Genomic DNA, 15,255 nt, shown 5'->3' on the forward strand with positions numbered 1-15,255 from the left:
AAAATTAATAAATAAAGACAGTTTATGTGGAAAAATTTCAAACTGAATAAATTTTTACTCCTGATTCCATTAACCAGTCTAATGTTTTGCTTCAACTCGCCAAAGAACGATGATGAAAAGATGCAGACGATTATGGTGAGCGTAAAAAATACACTTTCTTATCTGCATTATAGCCCAAAATCTATCAATGATGCCTATTCGAAGGATGTTTATAAGCATTATTTCGAGTTGGTAGATCCTGCAAAAAGATATTTCCTGCAATCTGATATGGATGAATTCAGCAAGCATGAAACAAAGCTTGACGATTATATCAGCCAGGGAGACCTTACGTTCTATAAGCTTACGATTGACAGACTCTACCAAAGAGTAGACGAGATCGATAAGATTACACAGGATATTTTCAGCAAGCCTATTAACCTTAATGAGGATGAAACCCTTACCCTTGAGCCAAAGCTTAAGAAAACACCTGTGAACAAACAGGAGCAGTATAATGAGTGGAAGAAATTCATCAAATACAATATCCTTCAGGAAGTTGAATCGATGAACAGTAAGGAAGAAGCTCAGAAAGAGAAGAAAGACTCTGTACAGAAATACAAGCTAAAAGATACGATCAAGTTCAAAGTTCTTACTCAGGACGAGAAGATCAAAAAAGCTACAGATGAGGTAAAAGATCTTGTAAAAGATACCTTCACCCGATTCAAAAAAAGAAAGAAAATGGATTGGTTTACGGTGTATATGAATGCGTATACAGAAGTATTCGATCCGCATACCAACTATTATTCTCCAAAAGATAAAGAAGACTTTGATACTCAGTTTACCGGAAAAGTAATCGGTATCGGAGCACTGATTCAGGAGAAAAAAGGAAACCTTTATCTGGGGGCCCTTACCATTGGAGCTCCGGCATGGAAGTCTAAGCAGCTTTCAGAAGGGGATAAGATCTTAAAAGTAAAATCAAAGCCGAAAGATGACGCAGTGAATGTTGTGGGAATGCTTTCTGATGAAGCAGTAAGACTGATCAGAGGGGAGAAAGGAACACCGGTTACGCTGACTGTTCAGAAAAAAGACGGTACGATCAAAGATGTAACGATGATTCGTGAGGAGGTTGCCATAGAAGATACTTTTGCCAGAAGTATTGTAGTGAATACTCCAAACGGTAAGAAATACGGATTTATCAACCTTCCAAGCTTTAATGCCGATTTTGAAAATGCCAAAGGAAGAAATGCTTCCGATGATATTAAAAATGAAATCATTAAGCTTAAAGCTCAGAACATTGAAGGAATCATTCTTGACCTTAGAAATAACGGTGGAGGTTCTTTGACGGAAGTAGGTGATATTATGGGACTTTTCATGGATGCCGGACCTTATGTACAGGTGAAAGACGGAAACGGGAAAATACAGACCCTAAAGAACAAATATGAGACGCCTATCTGGACAGGTCCGCTTGTGATCATGCAAAATGAACTTTCCGCTTCGGCTTCTGAGATCCTTGCGGGAGTGATGCAGGATTATGGAAGAGCAATGATCATCGGATCTCCGCAGTCATTCGGAAAAGGAACCGTTCAGACCTTTGTAGACCTGAACAGATTCCTGAATACAGAAGATGATTTCGGATCTTTGAAACTGACGATCCAGAAGTTCTACAGAGTGACGGGAGAATCTACCCAGAGAAAAGGAATTGTTTCAGATATTCAGATGAAAGACTTCTTTACCTATGCTGAAGTAGGAGAAAGATATGATGATTTTGCATTGGCTTGGGATAAAATTCCACCTACAAAATTCCAGAAACTGAACTATTTCAATATCCAGGCCCTTGAAAAAGCAAGTGCAGCCAGAATGGCTAAAAACAGCAATTATCAATTGTTGCTTGAATCTGCTCAATGGAGAGAAAAACTGGATAAAGAGGAGAATATTACGCTTAATATCGATAAGTTCAATGAACTGATGAAGCACAGAAAATCTCAGATCGAAAAATTCAAGAGTCTGACGAAATTTGAAAACGGATTACAGTTTACCATGTATCCTAGTGAGGTTGAAAGAGAGAAAAAAGATGAAGCTTTCAAGAAGAAATCTGAAATGTGGATCAAGAATCTGAAAAAAGACCTTTATCTGCAGGAAGCAATGAATATTGTAGCAGAAATGGGAACAAAATCATAAACATAAAAAAACCGATAATGAAAATTATCGGTTTTTTTATTGAGTAAAATAAGTTGATTACTTGATTTCTACACATCCCACTCTTCCGCCTGCATTTCCTGTAGGCTGAGTATGGAAGTCATCTGCCGCCGCATGTACGATCAGGCCTTTTCCGATGATGTTTTTAGATTCATCAGTACAGCCAAGACACCATTTATCAGTCTTGAAAGTCAATGTTGCTGTTCCGCTCTGATCAGCCACCAGATTTCCTATATCTCCCATATGGAAATGTTCCGCACCCCATTTACCATGATCGTTCTTGGATGGATTCCAGTGTCCGCCTGTAGAAGTTCCGTCTGCAGCAGAGCAGTCTCCTTTTTCATGAATGTGTACAGCATGGATTCCAGGAGTAAGGTTGGTAATATCCAGTTTCATGATAACTTCATTTCCTTGTTGGGTAAACTTTGCCGTTCCGCCTGTTTGTGTTCCGCTTTTGGCATTTACGCTGTACGTTTTTGTAGTTCCGCATGAAACAGCAAAAACTGCACATCCTGCCAGTAATGCTAATGTTTGTACTTTCATTTTTAAAATGATTTATAGTGATTATACGATAAAATTATAAAAGTTTTTCCAATACTCTTTATGATTCCAGTCTTTTTTTCAGATGGAGTGGGAATGCTTCGGCAAAATCAGCTGAGGTTTGCCCCTGGTATTTAGCATGATGAAAACTTTGAGAAAAGAATGAAAATGCTTATTTTTAACATGATGTGCATTAGTTTTCATTATAATTACAACAGAGAGGCAGGAAAATGATCATTTTATATACATTCATACAGGAAGAAAAACATCAGGATCTTTTGAATCAATATTTAAATGTATTTTCTGAAGAGCTGAAAACAGACCTCCTGAAGTACAGAAGATGGCAGGATGCCCAGCTTTCGTTGCTGGGTAAGGTTTTGCTGCTGCACGGGCTAAGGACCTATTACGATATTTTTGAAACAGAAATCAGGTTTTCTTCAAATCATAAACCTTATTTAAAAGATGATCCTGTTCATTTCAATATCTCTCATTCCAAAGAGATGGTAGTCTGTGCAATGGGTGAATTTCCAATAGGAATAGATGTAGAATTTTACGACACAGCTGTGAACTATAAGGACTTCGAATTTCAAATGACACCGGGGGAGATAAAGAAAATTCATGAAGCTGAAGATAAAATCAAACATTTTTTTACCTATTGGACAGAAAAAGAAGCCGTTATGAAAGCTCATGGCGACGGAATGATGCTTCCGCTGGACTCTTTTGAAGTCCTGAACAATGAAAGCGTTATTGACAAACAAAAATTCTTCACAAAAGACATTTTAATTGATCAGAATTATTGCAGCTGTATCGCTTCAAACGATATTAATATCAATCATATAGTCCCTTTTATTGAGTATGTTGAATTTTAATTATTCTATCTAAATAGCAATAAAGGACAACTGAAATATCCTTTAGATCAATATCTTTGTCGCGCTATCTTATTTTATTTTGGAAGAATATAAAAAACGCATCGTAAAAACGATTCAATACATTGATACCCACCTTGACGCTGATCTCTCCCTGGAAAAAATTGCGGAGATCAGTGCCTATTCGCCGTTTCATTTTCACAGAATATTCAGGCTGATCACAGGAGAAACCCTTCAGAACTATATTATCAGGAAGAAAATAGAGAAAAGTGCTTTTTTCCTGGCGATGCGAAAAGAAGTGGAGATTAAGGAAATCTATTTTGAACTTGGGTTTTCCAACCATTCAGTTTTCAGCAAGACCTTTAAAAAATATTATGGAGTACCTCCTTCCGAATTCCGAAAATCTGCTCCTGAGAAATTTCACAAGATTTTACAAATACAAAGCAAGAACGGACAAATTGATACAGTTTTCAGCCAATACATTTGCAGTATCGATAACCTGTTAAACTGGACGAAAATGAATTTAAAAATCGAAGTAAAAGAAATGCCGGAAATGAATCTGGCTGCTGTAATGAGCTTGGGAATTGCTCAGGTGGAACCCTCTTACAATATACTCATTGATTGGGCAAAAAAGAAGCAGTTATTCCCACGGGAGCATGTAAAAATGATTTCTGTATACCACGACAGCTTCAAGGTGACTCCTCCGGATAAAGTACGGATTCACGCCTGTATGCTATTGGATGAAAAGCTGGAACACTCAACAGGAGAAGTTTTTTCAGAGACTATAGAAGCCGGGAAATTTATCGTAGGAAGAGGAGAAGTAACGCTTAATGATTTTGAGCAATGTTGGGTGTCTCTGTTCCTATGGATGAATGAGCATGGCTATTCTACGAGAAGAACATTTCCGTTTGAGATCTATCATTCCAATTTTAAAGAACATCCGGAAGGGAAAATGATCGTGGATTTCTGCATCCCGATTCAGTAAATACAGGCAAAAGATCTGAGGTCGGGAGCGGAAAGAAGGAAGTAACGAAGTTTAAGTAGTCTCCTTTCTTTCGGCTTCCGGCTTTTTTTACCATTCAGTAACAAAAGAATACCCTTCGGTAATAATTTTTTTACAAAAGGACCTTTGTTATAGTACTTTTGATCCAGAAAATAATAGCCATGAAAACGAAAGGACAAAAAATATTACTTCTGATTACTCTTCTCACTTTTATGATGGGATATTCCCAGGTAAAAGTCTCAGGAAGGGTAACCTTTAAAAATAAAGGGATAAGTGAAGTAAATGTCACCCTGAAAGATACTTATGATGGGACTACTACTGATGCACAGGGGAATTTTTCCTTTGAAACCTCAGAAAAAGGCGAGCATAAAATCGTTTTTACCCATCCCAAATATGAAGAAACTGAAAAAAGTGTCAATATTGAAAATCAGGATATTACCATCAGCACAGATCTTAAAGAGCAGATTAATGAAATTGATGCGGTTGTAGTTTCCGCAGGTTCCATTGAAGCCAGTGACAAAAAGCGGGCAACAGCATTACTTTCTCCTATTGATATTTATACTACAGCAGGTGCTGACGGGCAGATCACATCGGCTTTGACCTATCTTCCGGGAGTACAGAAAGTAGGAGGCACTGAAGGTTTGTTTATCCGCGGAGGTACCGGAACAGAATCCAAGATCTTTATGGATGGCAGTCTTATCAACAACTATTTCTCCAATTCTGTTCCGGGAATTGCTGGAAGAGATCAGTTCAATACTTCACTTTTTAAAGGAAATATATTCTCAAGTGGCGGATATTCGGCATTATATGGGCAGGCACTTTCAGGGGTACTGATGCTGGAAAGTGTGGATCTTCCGGATCAGACATCGTACAATATTGGTGTTTCCCCTATTTTTCTGAATGCAGGATTTCAGAAGCTGGGAGAGCAGAAAAACTATTCTTACGGAGCTTCCGCAGGGTATTCACTTCTAAGTTTGATGCAGAATATCTTTCATTTTAATACAGACTTTATTGATGCTCCACAGGGGCTGAACAGTGATTTTAATTTTAGATTTAAAACAAAATCAGGCGGATTTTTCAAATATTATGGAATGTACAACACCAATAAAATGGGAGTGAAAACGGAAAGTCTGGAACCAGGATATGACTTTGGGCTGGTAAGACTGAAGGGAAGCAGCAGCTATCATAACCTGTCTTTCAAACAAAAATTCGGAAAATACCTTTTGAATGTAGGAGGTTCCTATTCATACAACAGATCAGATCTTAATTTCTCTACTGAAACTGATGATGTAGAAAGCAATCGATCAAGATTACTGACGGATGGAAACTATATCAACTTCAAAGCGGTTCTTGAAAGAAAAATTAACAGAATCAGTGCTGTAAGAGGTGGTTTTGAACTGAATAATACCGACGAAAAACTGAATTTCGGGGAGGTTCAAAAGCATTACAAAGACCTGATTTCGGCAGCTTTTGTAGAAACAGATCTGGGATTCAGTAATGCATTGTCTGCAAAAATCGGATTGAGAGCGGAACATTCTTCTTATCTGGGACAAAATAATATTGCGCCTCGTTTTGCAATAGCCTATCGCCTGGCAGAGAACTGGACTACTTCTTTAGCATATGGTCTTTTTTATCAGAATCCGGAAAGCAAGTACATCAATGGACCCGCCAATCTGGATTTTCAGAAATCACAGCATTATGTTCTTCAGATTCAGAGAAGTTCGGAAGGAAGAAGCTTACGTCTTGAAGCTTTTTATAAGAAATATGACCAGCTTGTAAAAACTTATAATATTCTGCCCGGAAAGCAGCAAAGCCAACAGGTACAGACCGCTTTAAACAATGATGGCTATGGATTTGCAAAAGGGCTGGAGTTATTCTGGAAAGACAAAAAGACATTTAAGGATATAGATTACTGGCTGACTTATTCTTATCTGGATTCAAAAAGAGACTTCCTTAATTATCCGGTAAGTTTAAAACCGGAATTTGCTGCAGAACACACGTTTTCTGCCGTAGTCAAAAAGTTTATACCGGAGTGGAAGTTTGGAGCCAATCTTTCCTACACTTATGCAAAAGGGCGCCCATATTATGATATAGCGACTGAGTTTAATGATGGAAAAGCCGTTAACTATACCAGACACGAAGGGAGGCTTAAAGATTATAATGCGCTTAACCTGAGCTTCAATTATCTACCCAATATTGGAAAGAAAGGGGCAAAAGCATTTCCCATATTTGTATTGAGCATTACCAATATTCTTGGATCAAAAAATGTATATGGATATAATTTTTCTGTGGATGGATCCAGAAGCTCAGCAATTGTTCCACCCGTTAATACTTTTGTTTTTGTAGGAGCATTTATAAGCTTTGGAGTAGATAAAACAGAAGATGCCATCAATAATAATTTATAAAAACATAACTTCGGATCATTAATAAACTAACTTTTAAAATTCAATATCATGAAAAAATATCTTTTAAGTTTTGCTTTAGCTTTTATGAGCTTAACGGCTTTTGCTCAGTCAGATTATGAAAAAATAATGTCTGAAAAAATTGCGAAAATAGAAACCTGCAAAACTCCTGAGGAGTTCCAGGCGCTGGCCAATGATTTCCAAAGGATAGGAAGTAAAGAGAGTTCGCAATGGCTTCCTCAGTATTATGCTGCATTTTCTCAGATTCAGAAAGGAAGAGTTATGATGAGAAACGGAAATATGCAGGATCTGGATGGGATAGCTGCACAGGCAGAAAAATATCTGGGTACGGCACAAAGTCTTGCCGGAGCGGATAATGCAGAGATTCGCCTGTTGAAAAAAATGACCTATTCTTTAAGAATGATGGTCAATCCGCAACAACGTTTTATGACAGACGGAGTAAGGGCTACCGAAGAACTCAGCAGTGCAGAAAAACTGGATCCGGGAAATCCAAGAATTGCACTGATCAAAGCAGAAGATACGTATTTTACTCCTGAACAGTATGGGGGAAGTAAGACCAAAGGAATGGAAATGTTCAAAGCTGCAGTGGCAAAATTTAATGCATATAAGCCTAAAACAGCATTGGATCCGAATTGGGGGCGGGGAGAAGCAGAATATTTTATGAGTCTGCCTGCTGAAACTAAAAAATAAAGATAGAAAGGAGCCGGAAGTCAGATTCTTTGGAGAGCATATTTCTGATCAGTAAGATTTCCGGTTTCTTTATTTTCATCGGGAAACAGATCATCCTGTCCAGAGACAAATAACCTGTTTTTCAGTAAGAAATAATTTTTGATCCTTTAATAAAAGCTAATTTTGAAATAAGTAAATCAATCATGAAACGTAAGGATATTATAACAATGTTTTGGATTTCGCTCACCGTCTCCATGTTTTTCTTTTTTGCCTTTACATCAGAGAGAACCCTTGAGAACTTTGGGCTTACGATACTTATTTCTCTGCTTTATACGGTGGTGCTGGGAGGTGGAAATGGACTGCTCAACAGTTTTCTCAACAAAAGATTCCCCTGGTCTGAAAATACATCCAAAAGAGCCGCAATCAGCATTGTTTCTATCATTATTGCCAATATCATACTGGTCTATTTCTGTAATTACATCAATTTTGTATTGATTCAGAAAGGGGCTACTACCGAGGAGTATTTCTCAGGAAAGTTTAATCTTTCCAATTGGTTTACAATTAATATAGCGCTGCTTATATCTGCTTTTCTCCATGCCAAAAGCTTTATGGAGGAACTGAAAAAAACGTCCAAAAAAGAGGTTGTAGAGCAGAAACTTATTGCCAAATCTGCCAATGCCCAATTCGAAAGTCTGAAGAACCAGCTGGACCCGCACTTCCTGTTTAATTCTCTGAATGTTTTAAGTTCTTTAATTGATGAAAATCCTAATCAGGCCCAAAAGTTTACCGCTTCAATGTCAAAGATTTATCGGTATGTACTTGAACAAAAGGATAAGGAACTGGTGACGGTAGAGGATGAAATAGAATTTGCCAAAACCTATTGTGATCTTTTAAAAACCAGATTCGAAGACAGTGTCGATTTTGTTTTTGATGTCAAAAAAGAAGACTATCGGAAATATGTAGTACCTCTGTCATTACAGCTGCTTTTGGAAAACTGTATTAAGCACAATTTTGCAACGTCATCAAAACCTCTGGTCATTAGAATTTTTTCAGAAGGAGAGATTCTTTGTATTGAGAATAATCTGCAGGTAAGAGAGCAGATCAAAGAAAGTTCCGGAATTGGGCTGTCTAATATTGTACAGCGCTATTCTTTACTCACTAAAAGAAATGTTTTCATTGAAAAATCTGAAGATTATTTTAAAGTAAAACTTCCGATGCTGGCCAATAAGCCTAATATTGTCAGTGCAGAACAAAGTCAGGATTCCAAGAACTATAAAAAGGCACAGAAAAGGGTAAAGGAAATCAAGGATTTCTATATGAACCTGATCTCTTATTGCATTGTGATCCCTTTTTTGATCTTCATTAATCTTTTTACTAAAAGTTCATTTCACTGGTTTTGGTTTCCGGTGCTGGGTTGGGGAATAGGAGTGGCTTCTCATGCTTTTCAGGTTTTCGGAGTGGGAGAGTCCTGGCAGGAAAAGAAGATCCGTGAAATTATGAATAAAGAAAAAAATAAAAACAATGGAAACTTTTGACGAAGATGATATTCAATATCAGAAAGCAAAAAGACAAGTTGAGAGGTTAAGGGGCTTCTATGCTCACCTCTTTGTCTATATTGCGGTGAATGTAATGATTGTTTATTACAATTATACCCATCTGAAACCCGGAGAAAGCTATTTTCAATTCAAAAACTTCTTTACAGCTATCGTTTGGGGAATCGCTCTTGTGGCTCATGCAGCGGTAGTTTTTCTATCTAAGATCCCTTTTTTTCAGGATTGGGAAGAGAAAAAGATCCGTGAACTGATGGAAAAAGAAAAGAGAAGACTGTAGAGTAACGGATTGGTAAAACTTTAATACTACCTTCCTGATTGCTAGATACTCAATATTTCTTGCTCCTGTACTTTTGTCTAACTACTTTATCTTAATCAAAATGAACACATTAAAAACCCTCTTCATGATCTCTATGGTTGCCTGGTTTCTCAGTGAATTTTTGTACAAAAACATATTGAAGTCCAGCAAGAATGATCAAAAGGATAAAGATAAATCCACACTTAACATTTTGTGGCTGGCTATTCCTTTTTCTATTGCCTCTGCAATTACGGTTGATTCTATGACCACATTACCCATCGTTCATGGAATTTGGATCCGCTATGTGGGATTGGCATTCATTATTATCGGTATTATCGTAAGATTTATCATCATCAGGTCGCTGGGAAAATATTTTACAGTGGATGTTACCATTAGAGAGGATCATAAAATAAAGAAAGAAGGTTTTTATAAATACCTGAGACATCCTTCTTATGCCTTTTCGCTGCTTACCTCTTTGGGACTCGGATTGTACCTCAATAACTGGCTCTCATTGCTGCTTGCTTTTGTCCCTCCGTTTTTAGCCTTTATCTACCGAATCCAGATCGAAGAACAGGCTCTTGTAGAAAAGTTTGGCGAAGAATACATTGAATACAGAAAAACCACAAAGAAACTGATCCCGTTTATCTACTAACTTCTCTAAAGGGTTTTATCTGGCATAAAACATCATACCTATTTATATTGGCCACTAAAGCACGAATAAAAAGGATTCGTGTATTAGTGGCAAAATTATGCGGTTTATTTTCCACCAATTCAGAGATTCAGTAGATGTTTAGGAGAAGCCTGCTTGATCTACGAGAATCTTTAATTGCCACGAATAAAATTCTTTGATATTAAGATTAGTAAACATAATCAGTGATATTTGAAGAGTAGCAAGGAAAAAATTCGTGCATTAGTGGCAAAATCTATCAGCACAACTCTTGCTGAAAATTTTTGATCTTCTCACGTCTTCCAATAAGCAGCAATCCAGGTAATCCGTATAGTATAATGCTGTATTCTCCAAATTTTACCATTCGGAAAGCATATTCTACCGTTCGGTAACATAAAATTGATTTAAGGCCTTTTCCCATCCTATCTTTGACTCAGGAAAAACAAACAACTAACCTTAAAACAAAACGTTATGGAAATTTTATCAAACAAAGAGACCGCTTCTTATCAAAGAGCAGCAAAAAGAGTAAAAGAATTGAAAGAATTCTATGGAAACCTTACTTCATACTGTATCGTGATCTGCTTTTTAGCATTTCTGAATATTATGACTTCTCCGGGATATTTATGGTTCTTATGGCCAATGCTTGGCTGGGGAATTGGAGTCGCTTTTCACGCCGTAAATGTATTTGGGATTGGAAAAAGCTGGGAAGAGAATAAGATCAGAGAACTGATGAATGAAGAAAAAGGAAAAACTAAAACATTATAATCATTTAAAAAACTTTAAAAAACAATAGATCATGAATACTTACAAAACTTACAGCAGAGTTCAGCAATTGAAAAAATTCTATAAAAACCTTATGTGGTTTGGGATCATTGCAGTAATCCTAATTGGAAAAGACTGGCTACAGGATGATTTACAGTATGCCATATTCGGAGGACATCTGTTACTGGCTATCTGGGCTATCGTGTTAATTTTTAAAGGAATCTCCTTATTTATCTTTAACAACGAGTGGGAAAGAAAGATGCTGGAAAAGGAAACGGCTAAAAACTAAACATTATAATCACAAAATAACTTTTAAAAACGATACATCATGGATTACAACACAGCATATACCAGAGTTCAGCAGCTGAAAAAATTCTATAAGAATCTTATGTGGTTTGCCCTCATCAGCGCAGTGATCATTGGAAATGATTGGCTGAATGACGGGATTCATTACAAAATATTTGGCGGACACCTGTTTCTTACCATTTGGGCTATTATTCTTGTGGTAAAAGCATTTTTCCTTTTTATTCTTGATGATGAATGGGAAAGAAAGATCATAGAAAAAGAAACCGGGGAAAATAAAAAACCGATTGATTTTTAAAATCCGCCTGTTTTTATCTAATTTTATTTCCCAAACTTTATCACTAAAACTATAGACTCAATGATCAAAACTGTCATTATCGAAGACGAAAAACCAGCTTCAAGGAAATTAGAGAGAATGTTAAGTAATTTTCCTGATATTGAAGTGGTTGCTAAAATAGAATCAGTAGAAGAGGGGGTAGCCTGGTTTTCTGAAAATGAACATCCACAGCTGATCTTTTCTGATATTGTTCTGGGAGACGGGCTGTCGTTCGATATTTTTGAAAAAGTCCCTACCAGAGGCTTTATCATCTATACGACTGCATTTGATCAATATACCCTAAAAGCCTTTAAACTAAATAGTATAGATTACCTATTGAAACCAATTCTTGAAGAGGATCTGGCAGGCGCTGTGGAGAAATTTAAATCCTTTATTCCCTCCAATAATGATATTGGAACCCAGGATATAAAGCAGCTGATCAGAAAAGAAAAATCGATCCTTTCAAGAGTGCTGGTAAAAATCGGATATAATTTAAAAATTGTTCAGACCCAGGAAATAAGCTGTTTTTTCAGTGAGAATAAGATCGTTTATCTCCAGACCGAAGACCGTACTTATCCGTCAGATTTTACTTTAGACGAACTGGAAGATAGTTTGGAGGAGAAAAAGTTTTTCCGGGTCAACAGACAGTTTATCATCAATTCCGATTATATCAAAAACATCCATACTTCCCCTTATTACAAAGTTGATCTTGAGTTTCAGCCTCAGGAAGAAATCACGGTAAGCAGAGATCGTGTCAAAGATTTTAAGGATTGGCTTGTAAGCTAAACCTCTCAATAAAAAACTGATCGCTTCCGGCTCACATTCCGTATTATTTTATCCGGAACAGGAATTCTATATCCATTCACTCAAAAAAATACCATTATGGAGCTTATTTTATTCCTTTTTAAACTCTACCTCTCTATTTTCTATTAACGGGAATTATTGGGTATAAAAATCACTGACAGACTTGGTAAACTGGTGGAAGGCTTCAGTTACTTCTGTTTTGTGTTTATGAGTGAGCGGAAAAGGGACCATATGAGAATAATCAAAGGGAAAATCTTTTATTTCAACTTCTACATGGATGTTCCTGTAGCCTCCCTGTAAAGTATTCAGAGCTTCCATCGGTGGAGCAACAGTATCTTTTTCGAGAACATAAGCTTTTACCTGAGACCGGATCGCCTGAATTCTTTCTTCCCTTTCCTTTTGAAAATAATTGTACCGGAGCATCTTCTTGAACCAGCTTTCCTGGGGATGCAGATCATCATCCTGATAGTGTTTCAGGCGGGTATCGAACTTAAAATCAGAGCTCAGCAACTCTGTAAAGACAGATTGCATTTTGATCGTAGCCTGAGCATCCATAATGTATTTGGAAATGGGAAACATCCGGTCAATGGTCATTCCGCCACAGAAACAGAAAACCTTAGATTGGGTGAAGAAGCCATAAGGATCAGCCATTTTAATGATCATCGATAGGAAAGAGCCGATGGAATATCCGAACAGATCAAGACTTGAATCTGAAGCTATACTTTTGATTCTGTTGCTTTTAATTTCCTTTACGACCTCGATAATATCTGAATAAGTCTGTAATCCCGACCAGAAAATTCTCTGCGGATGGGCTTCCAGCCTGGAGCTTATGGCTGCATTTACATACGAAAAATGGGTGTTTTCCGGATACTGTCCCTTTCTGAACTTCACAATTTCCATCATATGATGCCGGTCACTCCAGATGGCTTCCGCACGGTCCATGTGAAAGGCAATAGGAAACAGAATAACCGCTTTATGGGTCTTTTGTACCAACTCATAGGCCCAGGGAAGGTATTTGTCCCATTTTTTTTCGTTCAGGCCATGGAAAAAGATGATACAGCCTTTAGCAGTTTCTACGTCAGCTCTTTTAAGGATATAGTACTCAAACTTTTTATTACAGGCTATATCAAAATCTTTAATGTCTACAGAAGGTTGATGATAGATCAGATAAGCATTCTCGTTGATTTTCAATGATTCCTGATGCACAGGGCACTCCTGATTTTCCGGTCCATGGAGCAGATCCGAAACCTTTGATTCAAAAGGAATGGATTCTATAGTAAGATTTAAATCTTTGATCTCAACAGTTTCTTTTACAGAATCAAAATGGCTTTTCAAAACTTCATACAATTCATAATACTCCATAGCAAGATCATTGAGGGTTCATATTTAGAACAATTAAATTAGTCAATTATTGCTGTAAAGTGTTGATTTTAAAAGTTTAAAAGTATTCCAGGCATAGGATTAGTAAAAATATACCCGAAACAACACTGTTCCGGGTTGATAGAGTGAATAGATACTTACTCTTTATTCTTTGCTCTTTGTTCTTTGCTCTTTCGGAATTCCGTATCTTCTTGCCACAGCTGAGGTGAGAGCCACTAATACTGCACAGAGGAAAAGATGTGATTTTTCCGGATGATAGATTTCCTGGTAAATATTATAGCCTAAAAGTACAGAGACGATAAAGATCAAAACACTGTTGGCAAATACGTATTGGCTGTTGTTGGTTGAAGTTTTCATAATGATATTTTTATTGTTATTTATCCAGTAAGTATGACAAATCAGAATACGTTACAGAAAAATTTCAAAAAAATTATTTTCTTTAAAAAACATTCACAAAAAAACAACATTATTCAATCATTGAGAGTTTTGTAATTTCAATTCAACTACCTGTAATCAATCCTGTTAGATTCAGTGTCTTCAAGCTGTTTTAAAATAGATTCCGGGATTTCATCACTGTCAATCGGAAGGCTGATAGAATCGGAAATAAAGGTTTTTCGGTCTGCTTTCCGGAAAATTTCAAACAGGGCGATCGGTTCCTGATTGAAGCTGATGCAGGTGCTGATGAAATGAAGTTCGTGAAGTTTATACTCCGGATTTTTAAGCTTTTCCTTACTATCTTTAATTCTGGAGATAAAATGCCTTTGCCGGATAAACGTATTACTGTTCATAATGATAAAAACATAATCCGAATAAGCAGTTACCTTTCCGAAATACTTATGATGATCACCGCCGCTTCTTTCGATGAAATATTCTCCGGTGGTTTCAGACTTATAGATCTCCATCGCAGAACGCCAGATGCGGTCTTCTTTTGCCTGTGTAGGGTTCTCCGGAAGATTTCTGTTATAAGAATACCAACAGCCCACCAAACGGTCCAGAAGAGCTGTATTCAGACTCACCTTATCCATGTCGATTCTCAGATCATTAAAATTGAATGATTCCGTATTCGAATTGATGAAGTCGATGTAATTTGAATACCCCAGAACTTTGACGATCAGGCTGAGTTTGGCGAGATTGGGTTTGCTTAGAACTGCCTTTTCATTTTGATGGAACCTTTTCAGTTTATTGATGATCAGATGTTCATAAAGATAATTATTCCCTAGAAGATCCGGGGCTTTTTTGATTCCTTTCTCTGCATGATCGTTGGTAATAAGATCATTAAGCTCTGCACAGATATAAGACCATTCGGTTTTTGTAACATCTTCCCAATGGTTTTTCTTTAAAAACTGCCTGCTAAGGAAATTCATCAGCTTCTCAAGATGAAGTATATCTTCCTTTTTCATATTATGATTTTATAAGACTAATTTAAGATTTTTATGATACTAAAAAAGACTTTTGAAAGACTTTTATATTGCAAAATGCACAGATATTTGAGTAGAAAAACA

The 15,255-nt window shown here is 36.9% G+C and carries 16 protein-coding genes; 12 read left to right on the forward strand and 4 right to left on the reverse strand.

The annotated features are described in order from the left end of the window. The first annotated feature begins 24 nt into the window (after nt 1–24). Nucleotides 25–2,154 (forward strand): carboxy terminal-processing peptidase, encoded by a 2,130-nt coding sequence (locus AC106K_RS21395; protein WP_482447471.1) that lies wholly within the window; start codon nt 25–27, stop codon nt 2,152–2,154. A 57-nt stretch (nt 2,155–2,211) separates the two neighbouring features. On the opposite strand, the gene AC106K_RS21400 is transcribed toward AC106K_RS21395, so the two are convergent. After that, nucleotides 2,212–2,715: a superoxide dismutase family protein gene (locus AC106K_RS21400; protein WP_482447472.1), complete on the reverse strand. Its 504-nt coding sequence runs from the start codon at nt 2,713–2,715 to the stop codon at nt 2,212–2,214. 227 nt (nt 2,716–2,942) lie between these two features. Here AC106K_RS21400 and AC106K_RS21405 point away from each other — a divergent pair, with 227 nt between their 5' ends. The 11 genes from AC106K_RS21405 to AC106K_RS21455 all read left to right on the forward strand — a co-directional run bounded on the left by AC106K_RS21405 (nt 2,943) and on the right by AC106K_RS21455 (nt 12,355). Then, complete coding sequence (locus AC106K_RS21405) at nt 2,943–3,581, forward strand: 4'-phosphopantetheinyl transferase family protein (RefSeq protein WP_482447473.1); 639 nt, start codon at nt 2,943–2,945, stop codon at nt 3,579–3,581. Between the two features lie 79 nt (nt 3,582–3,660). Further along, nucleotides 3,661–4,563 (forward strand): AraC family transcriptional regulator, encoded by a 903-nt coding sequence (locus AC106K_RS21410; protein ID WP_482447474.1) that lies wholly within the window; start codon nt 3,661–3,663, stop codon nt 4,561–4,563. A 179-nt stretch (nt 4,564–4,742) separates the two neighbouring features. Next, nucleotides 4,743–6,986 carry a TonB-dependent receptor gene (locus tag AC106K_RS21415; protein WP_482447475.1) on the forward strand — a complete coding sequence of 748 codons (2,244 nt, stop codon included), beginning with the start codon at nt 4,743–4,745 and terminating at the stop codon, nt 6,984–6,986. A gap of 48 nt (nt 6,987–7,034) precedes the next feature. After that, nucleotides 7,035–7,694, forward strand: a complete 660-nt coding sequence (locus tag AC106K_RS21420; RefSeq protein ID WP_482447476.1) for a hypothetical protein — start codon at nt 7,035–7,037, stop codon at nt 7,692–7,694. A gap of 182 nt (nt 7,695–7,876) precedes the next feature. Next, nucleotides 7,877–9,208 carry a 2TM domain-containing protein gene (locus tag AC106K_RS21425; RefSeq protein WP_482447477.1) on the forward strand — a complete coding sequence of 444 codons (1,332 nt, stop codon included), beginning with the start codon at nt 7,877–7,879 and terminating at the stop codon, nt 9,206–9,208. Then, entirely contained in the window at nt 9,195–9,503 is a 309-nt protein-coding gene (locus tag AC106K_RS21430) for a 2TM domain-containing protein (RefSeq protein WP_482447478.1), read from the forward strand. Before AC106K_RS21425 ends, AC106K_RS21430 begins: the two co-directional genes overlap by 14 nt. Nucleotides 9,504–9,603: 100 nt before the next feature. Next, nucleotides 9,604–10,173, forward strand: a complete 570-nt coding sequence (locus AC106K_RS21435) for a methyltransferase family protein (RefSeq protein ID WP_482447479.1) — start codon at nt 9,604–9,606, stop codon at nt 10,171–10,173. 486 nt (nt 10,174–10,659) lie between these two features. Next, nucleotides 10,660–10,953, forward strand: a complete 294-nt coding sequence (locus AC106K_RS21440) for a 2TM domain-containing protein (protein ID WP_482447480.1) — start codon at nt 10,660–10,662, stop codon at nt 10,951–10,953. A 31-nt stretch (nt 10,954–10,984) separates the two neighbouring features. Beyond that, entirely contained in the window at nt 10,985–11,239 is a 255-nt protein-coding gene (locus AC106K_RS21445) for a 2TM domain-containing protein (RefSeq protein WP_482447481.1), read from the forward strand. 39 nt (nt 11,240–11,278) lie between these two features. After that, the gene (locus AC106K_RS21450; protein ID WP_482447482.1) at nt 11,279–11,551 is read left to right on the forward strand and encodes a 2TM domain-containing protein; all 273 of its coding nucleotides are present in this window, start codon (nt 11,279–11,281) and stop codon (nt 11,549–11,551) included. A gap of 60 nt (nt 11,552–11,611) precedes the next feature. After that, entirely contained in the window at nt 11,612–12,355 is a 744-nt protein-coding gene (locus tag AC106K_RS21455) for a LytR/AlgR family response regulator transcription factor (protein WP_185288427.1), read from the forward strand. A 153-nt stretch (nt 12,356–12,508) separates the two neighbouring features. On the opposite strand, the gene AC106K_RS21460 is transcribed toward AC106K_RS21455, so the two are convergent. From AC106K_RS21460 to AC106K_RS21470, 3 genes are all read right to left on the reverse strand, one after another. After that, nucleotides 12,509–13,735: a DUF6051 family protein gene (locus tag AC106K_RS21460; RefSeq protein WP_482447483.1), complete on the reverse strand. Its 1,227-nt coding sequence runs from the start codon at nt 13,733–13,735 to the stop codon at nt 12,509–12,511. A gap of 162 nt (nt 13,736–13,897) precedes the next feature. Beyond that, the gene (locus tag AC106K_RS21465; RefSeq protein ID WP_482447484.1) at nt 13,898–14,110 is read right to left on the reverse strand and encodes a hypothetical protein; all 213 of its coding nucleotides are present in this window, start codon (nt 14,108–14,110) and stop codon (nt 13,898–13,900) included. Nucleotides 14,111–14,256: 146 nt separating this feature from the next. Continuing rightward, entirely contained in the window at nt 14,257–15,153 is an 897-nt protein-coding gene (locus AC106K_RS21470) for a hypothetical protein (protein WP_482447485.1), read from the reverse strand. Nucleotides 15,154–15,255: the final 102 nt, after the last annotated feature.

The organism is Chryseobacterium sp. FR048, assembly GCF_056844665.1.

What these genes read in the sequence shown, in the direction of transcription:
- AC106K_RS21420 (WP_482447476.1), top strand. Translation starts at nt 7,035, where the DNA reads ATGAAAAAATATCTTTTAAGTTTTGCTTTAGCTTTTATGAGCTTAACG.
- AC106K_RS21470 (WP_482447485.1), bottom strand. Translation starts at nt 15,153, where the DNA reads ATGAAAAAGGAAGATATACTTCATCTTGAGAAGCTGATGAATTTCCTT.
- AC106K_RS21455 (WP_185288427.1), top strand. Translation starts at nt 11,612, where the DNA reads ATGATCAAAACTGTCATTATCGAAGACGAAAAACCAGCTTCAAGGAAA.
- AC106K_RS21405 (WP_482447473.1), top strand. Translation starts at nt 2,943, where the DNA reads ATGATCATTTTATATACATTCATACAGGAAGAAAAACATCAGGATCTT.
- AC106K_RS21440 (WP_482447480.1), top strand. Translation starts at nt 10,660, where the DNA reads ATGGAAATTTTATCAAACAAAGAGACCGCTTCTTATCAAAGAGCAGCA.
- AC106K_RS21415 (WP_482447475.1), top strand. Translation starts at nt 4,743, where the DNA reads ATGAAAACGAAAGGACAAAAAATATTACTTCTGATTACTCTTCTCACT.
- AC106K_RS21395 (WP_482447471.1), top strand. Translation starts at nt 25, where the DNA reads ATGTGGAAAAATTTCAAACTGAATAAATTTTTACTCCTGATTCCATTA.
- AC106K_RS21465 (WP_482447484.1), bottom strand. Translation starts at nt 14,110, where the DNA reads ATGAAAACTTCAACCAACAACAGCCAATACGTATTTGCCAACAGTGTT.
- AC106K_RS21460 (WP_482447483.1), bottom strand. Translation starts at nt 13,735, where the DNA reads ATGGAGTATTATGAATTGTATGAAGTTTTGAAAAGCCATTTTGATTCT.
- AC106K_RS21400 (WP_482447472.1), bottom strand. Translation starts at nt 2,715, where the DNA reads ATGAAAGTACAAACATTAGCATTACTGGCAGGATGTGCAGTTTTTGCT.
- AC106K_RS21445 (WP_482447481.1), top strand. Translation starts at nt 10,985, where the DNA reads ATGAATACTTACAAAACTTACAGCAGAGTTCAGCAATTGAAAAAATTC.
- AC106K_RS21425 (WP_482447477.1), top strand. Translation starts at nt 7,877, where the DNA reads ATGAAACGTAAGGATATTATAACAATGTTTTGGATTTCGCTCACCGTC.
- AC106K_RS21435 (WP_482447479.1), top strand. Translation starts at nt 9,604, where the DNA reads ATGAACACATTAAAAACCCTCTTCATGATCTCTATGGTTGCCTGGTTT.
- AC106K_RS21450 (WP_482447482.1), top strand. Translation starts at nt 11,279, where the DNA reads ATGGATTACAACACAGCATATACCAGAGTTCAGCAGCTGAAAAAATTC.
- AC106K_RS21430 (WP_482447478.1), top strand. Translation starts at nt 9,195, where the DNA reads ATGGAAACTTTTGACGAAGATGATATTCAATATCAGAAAGCAAAAAGA.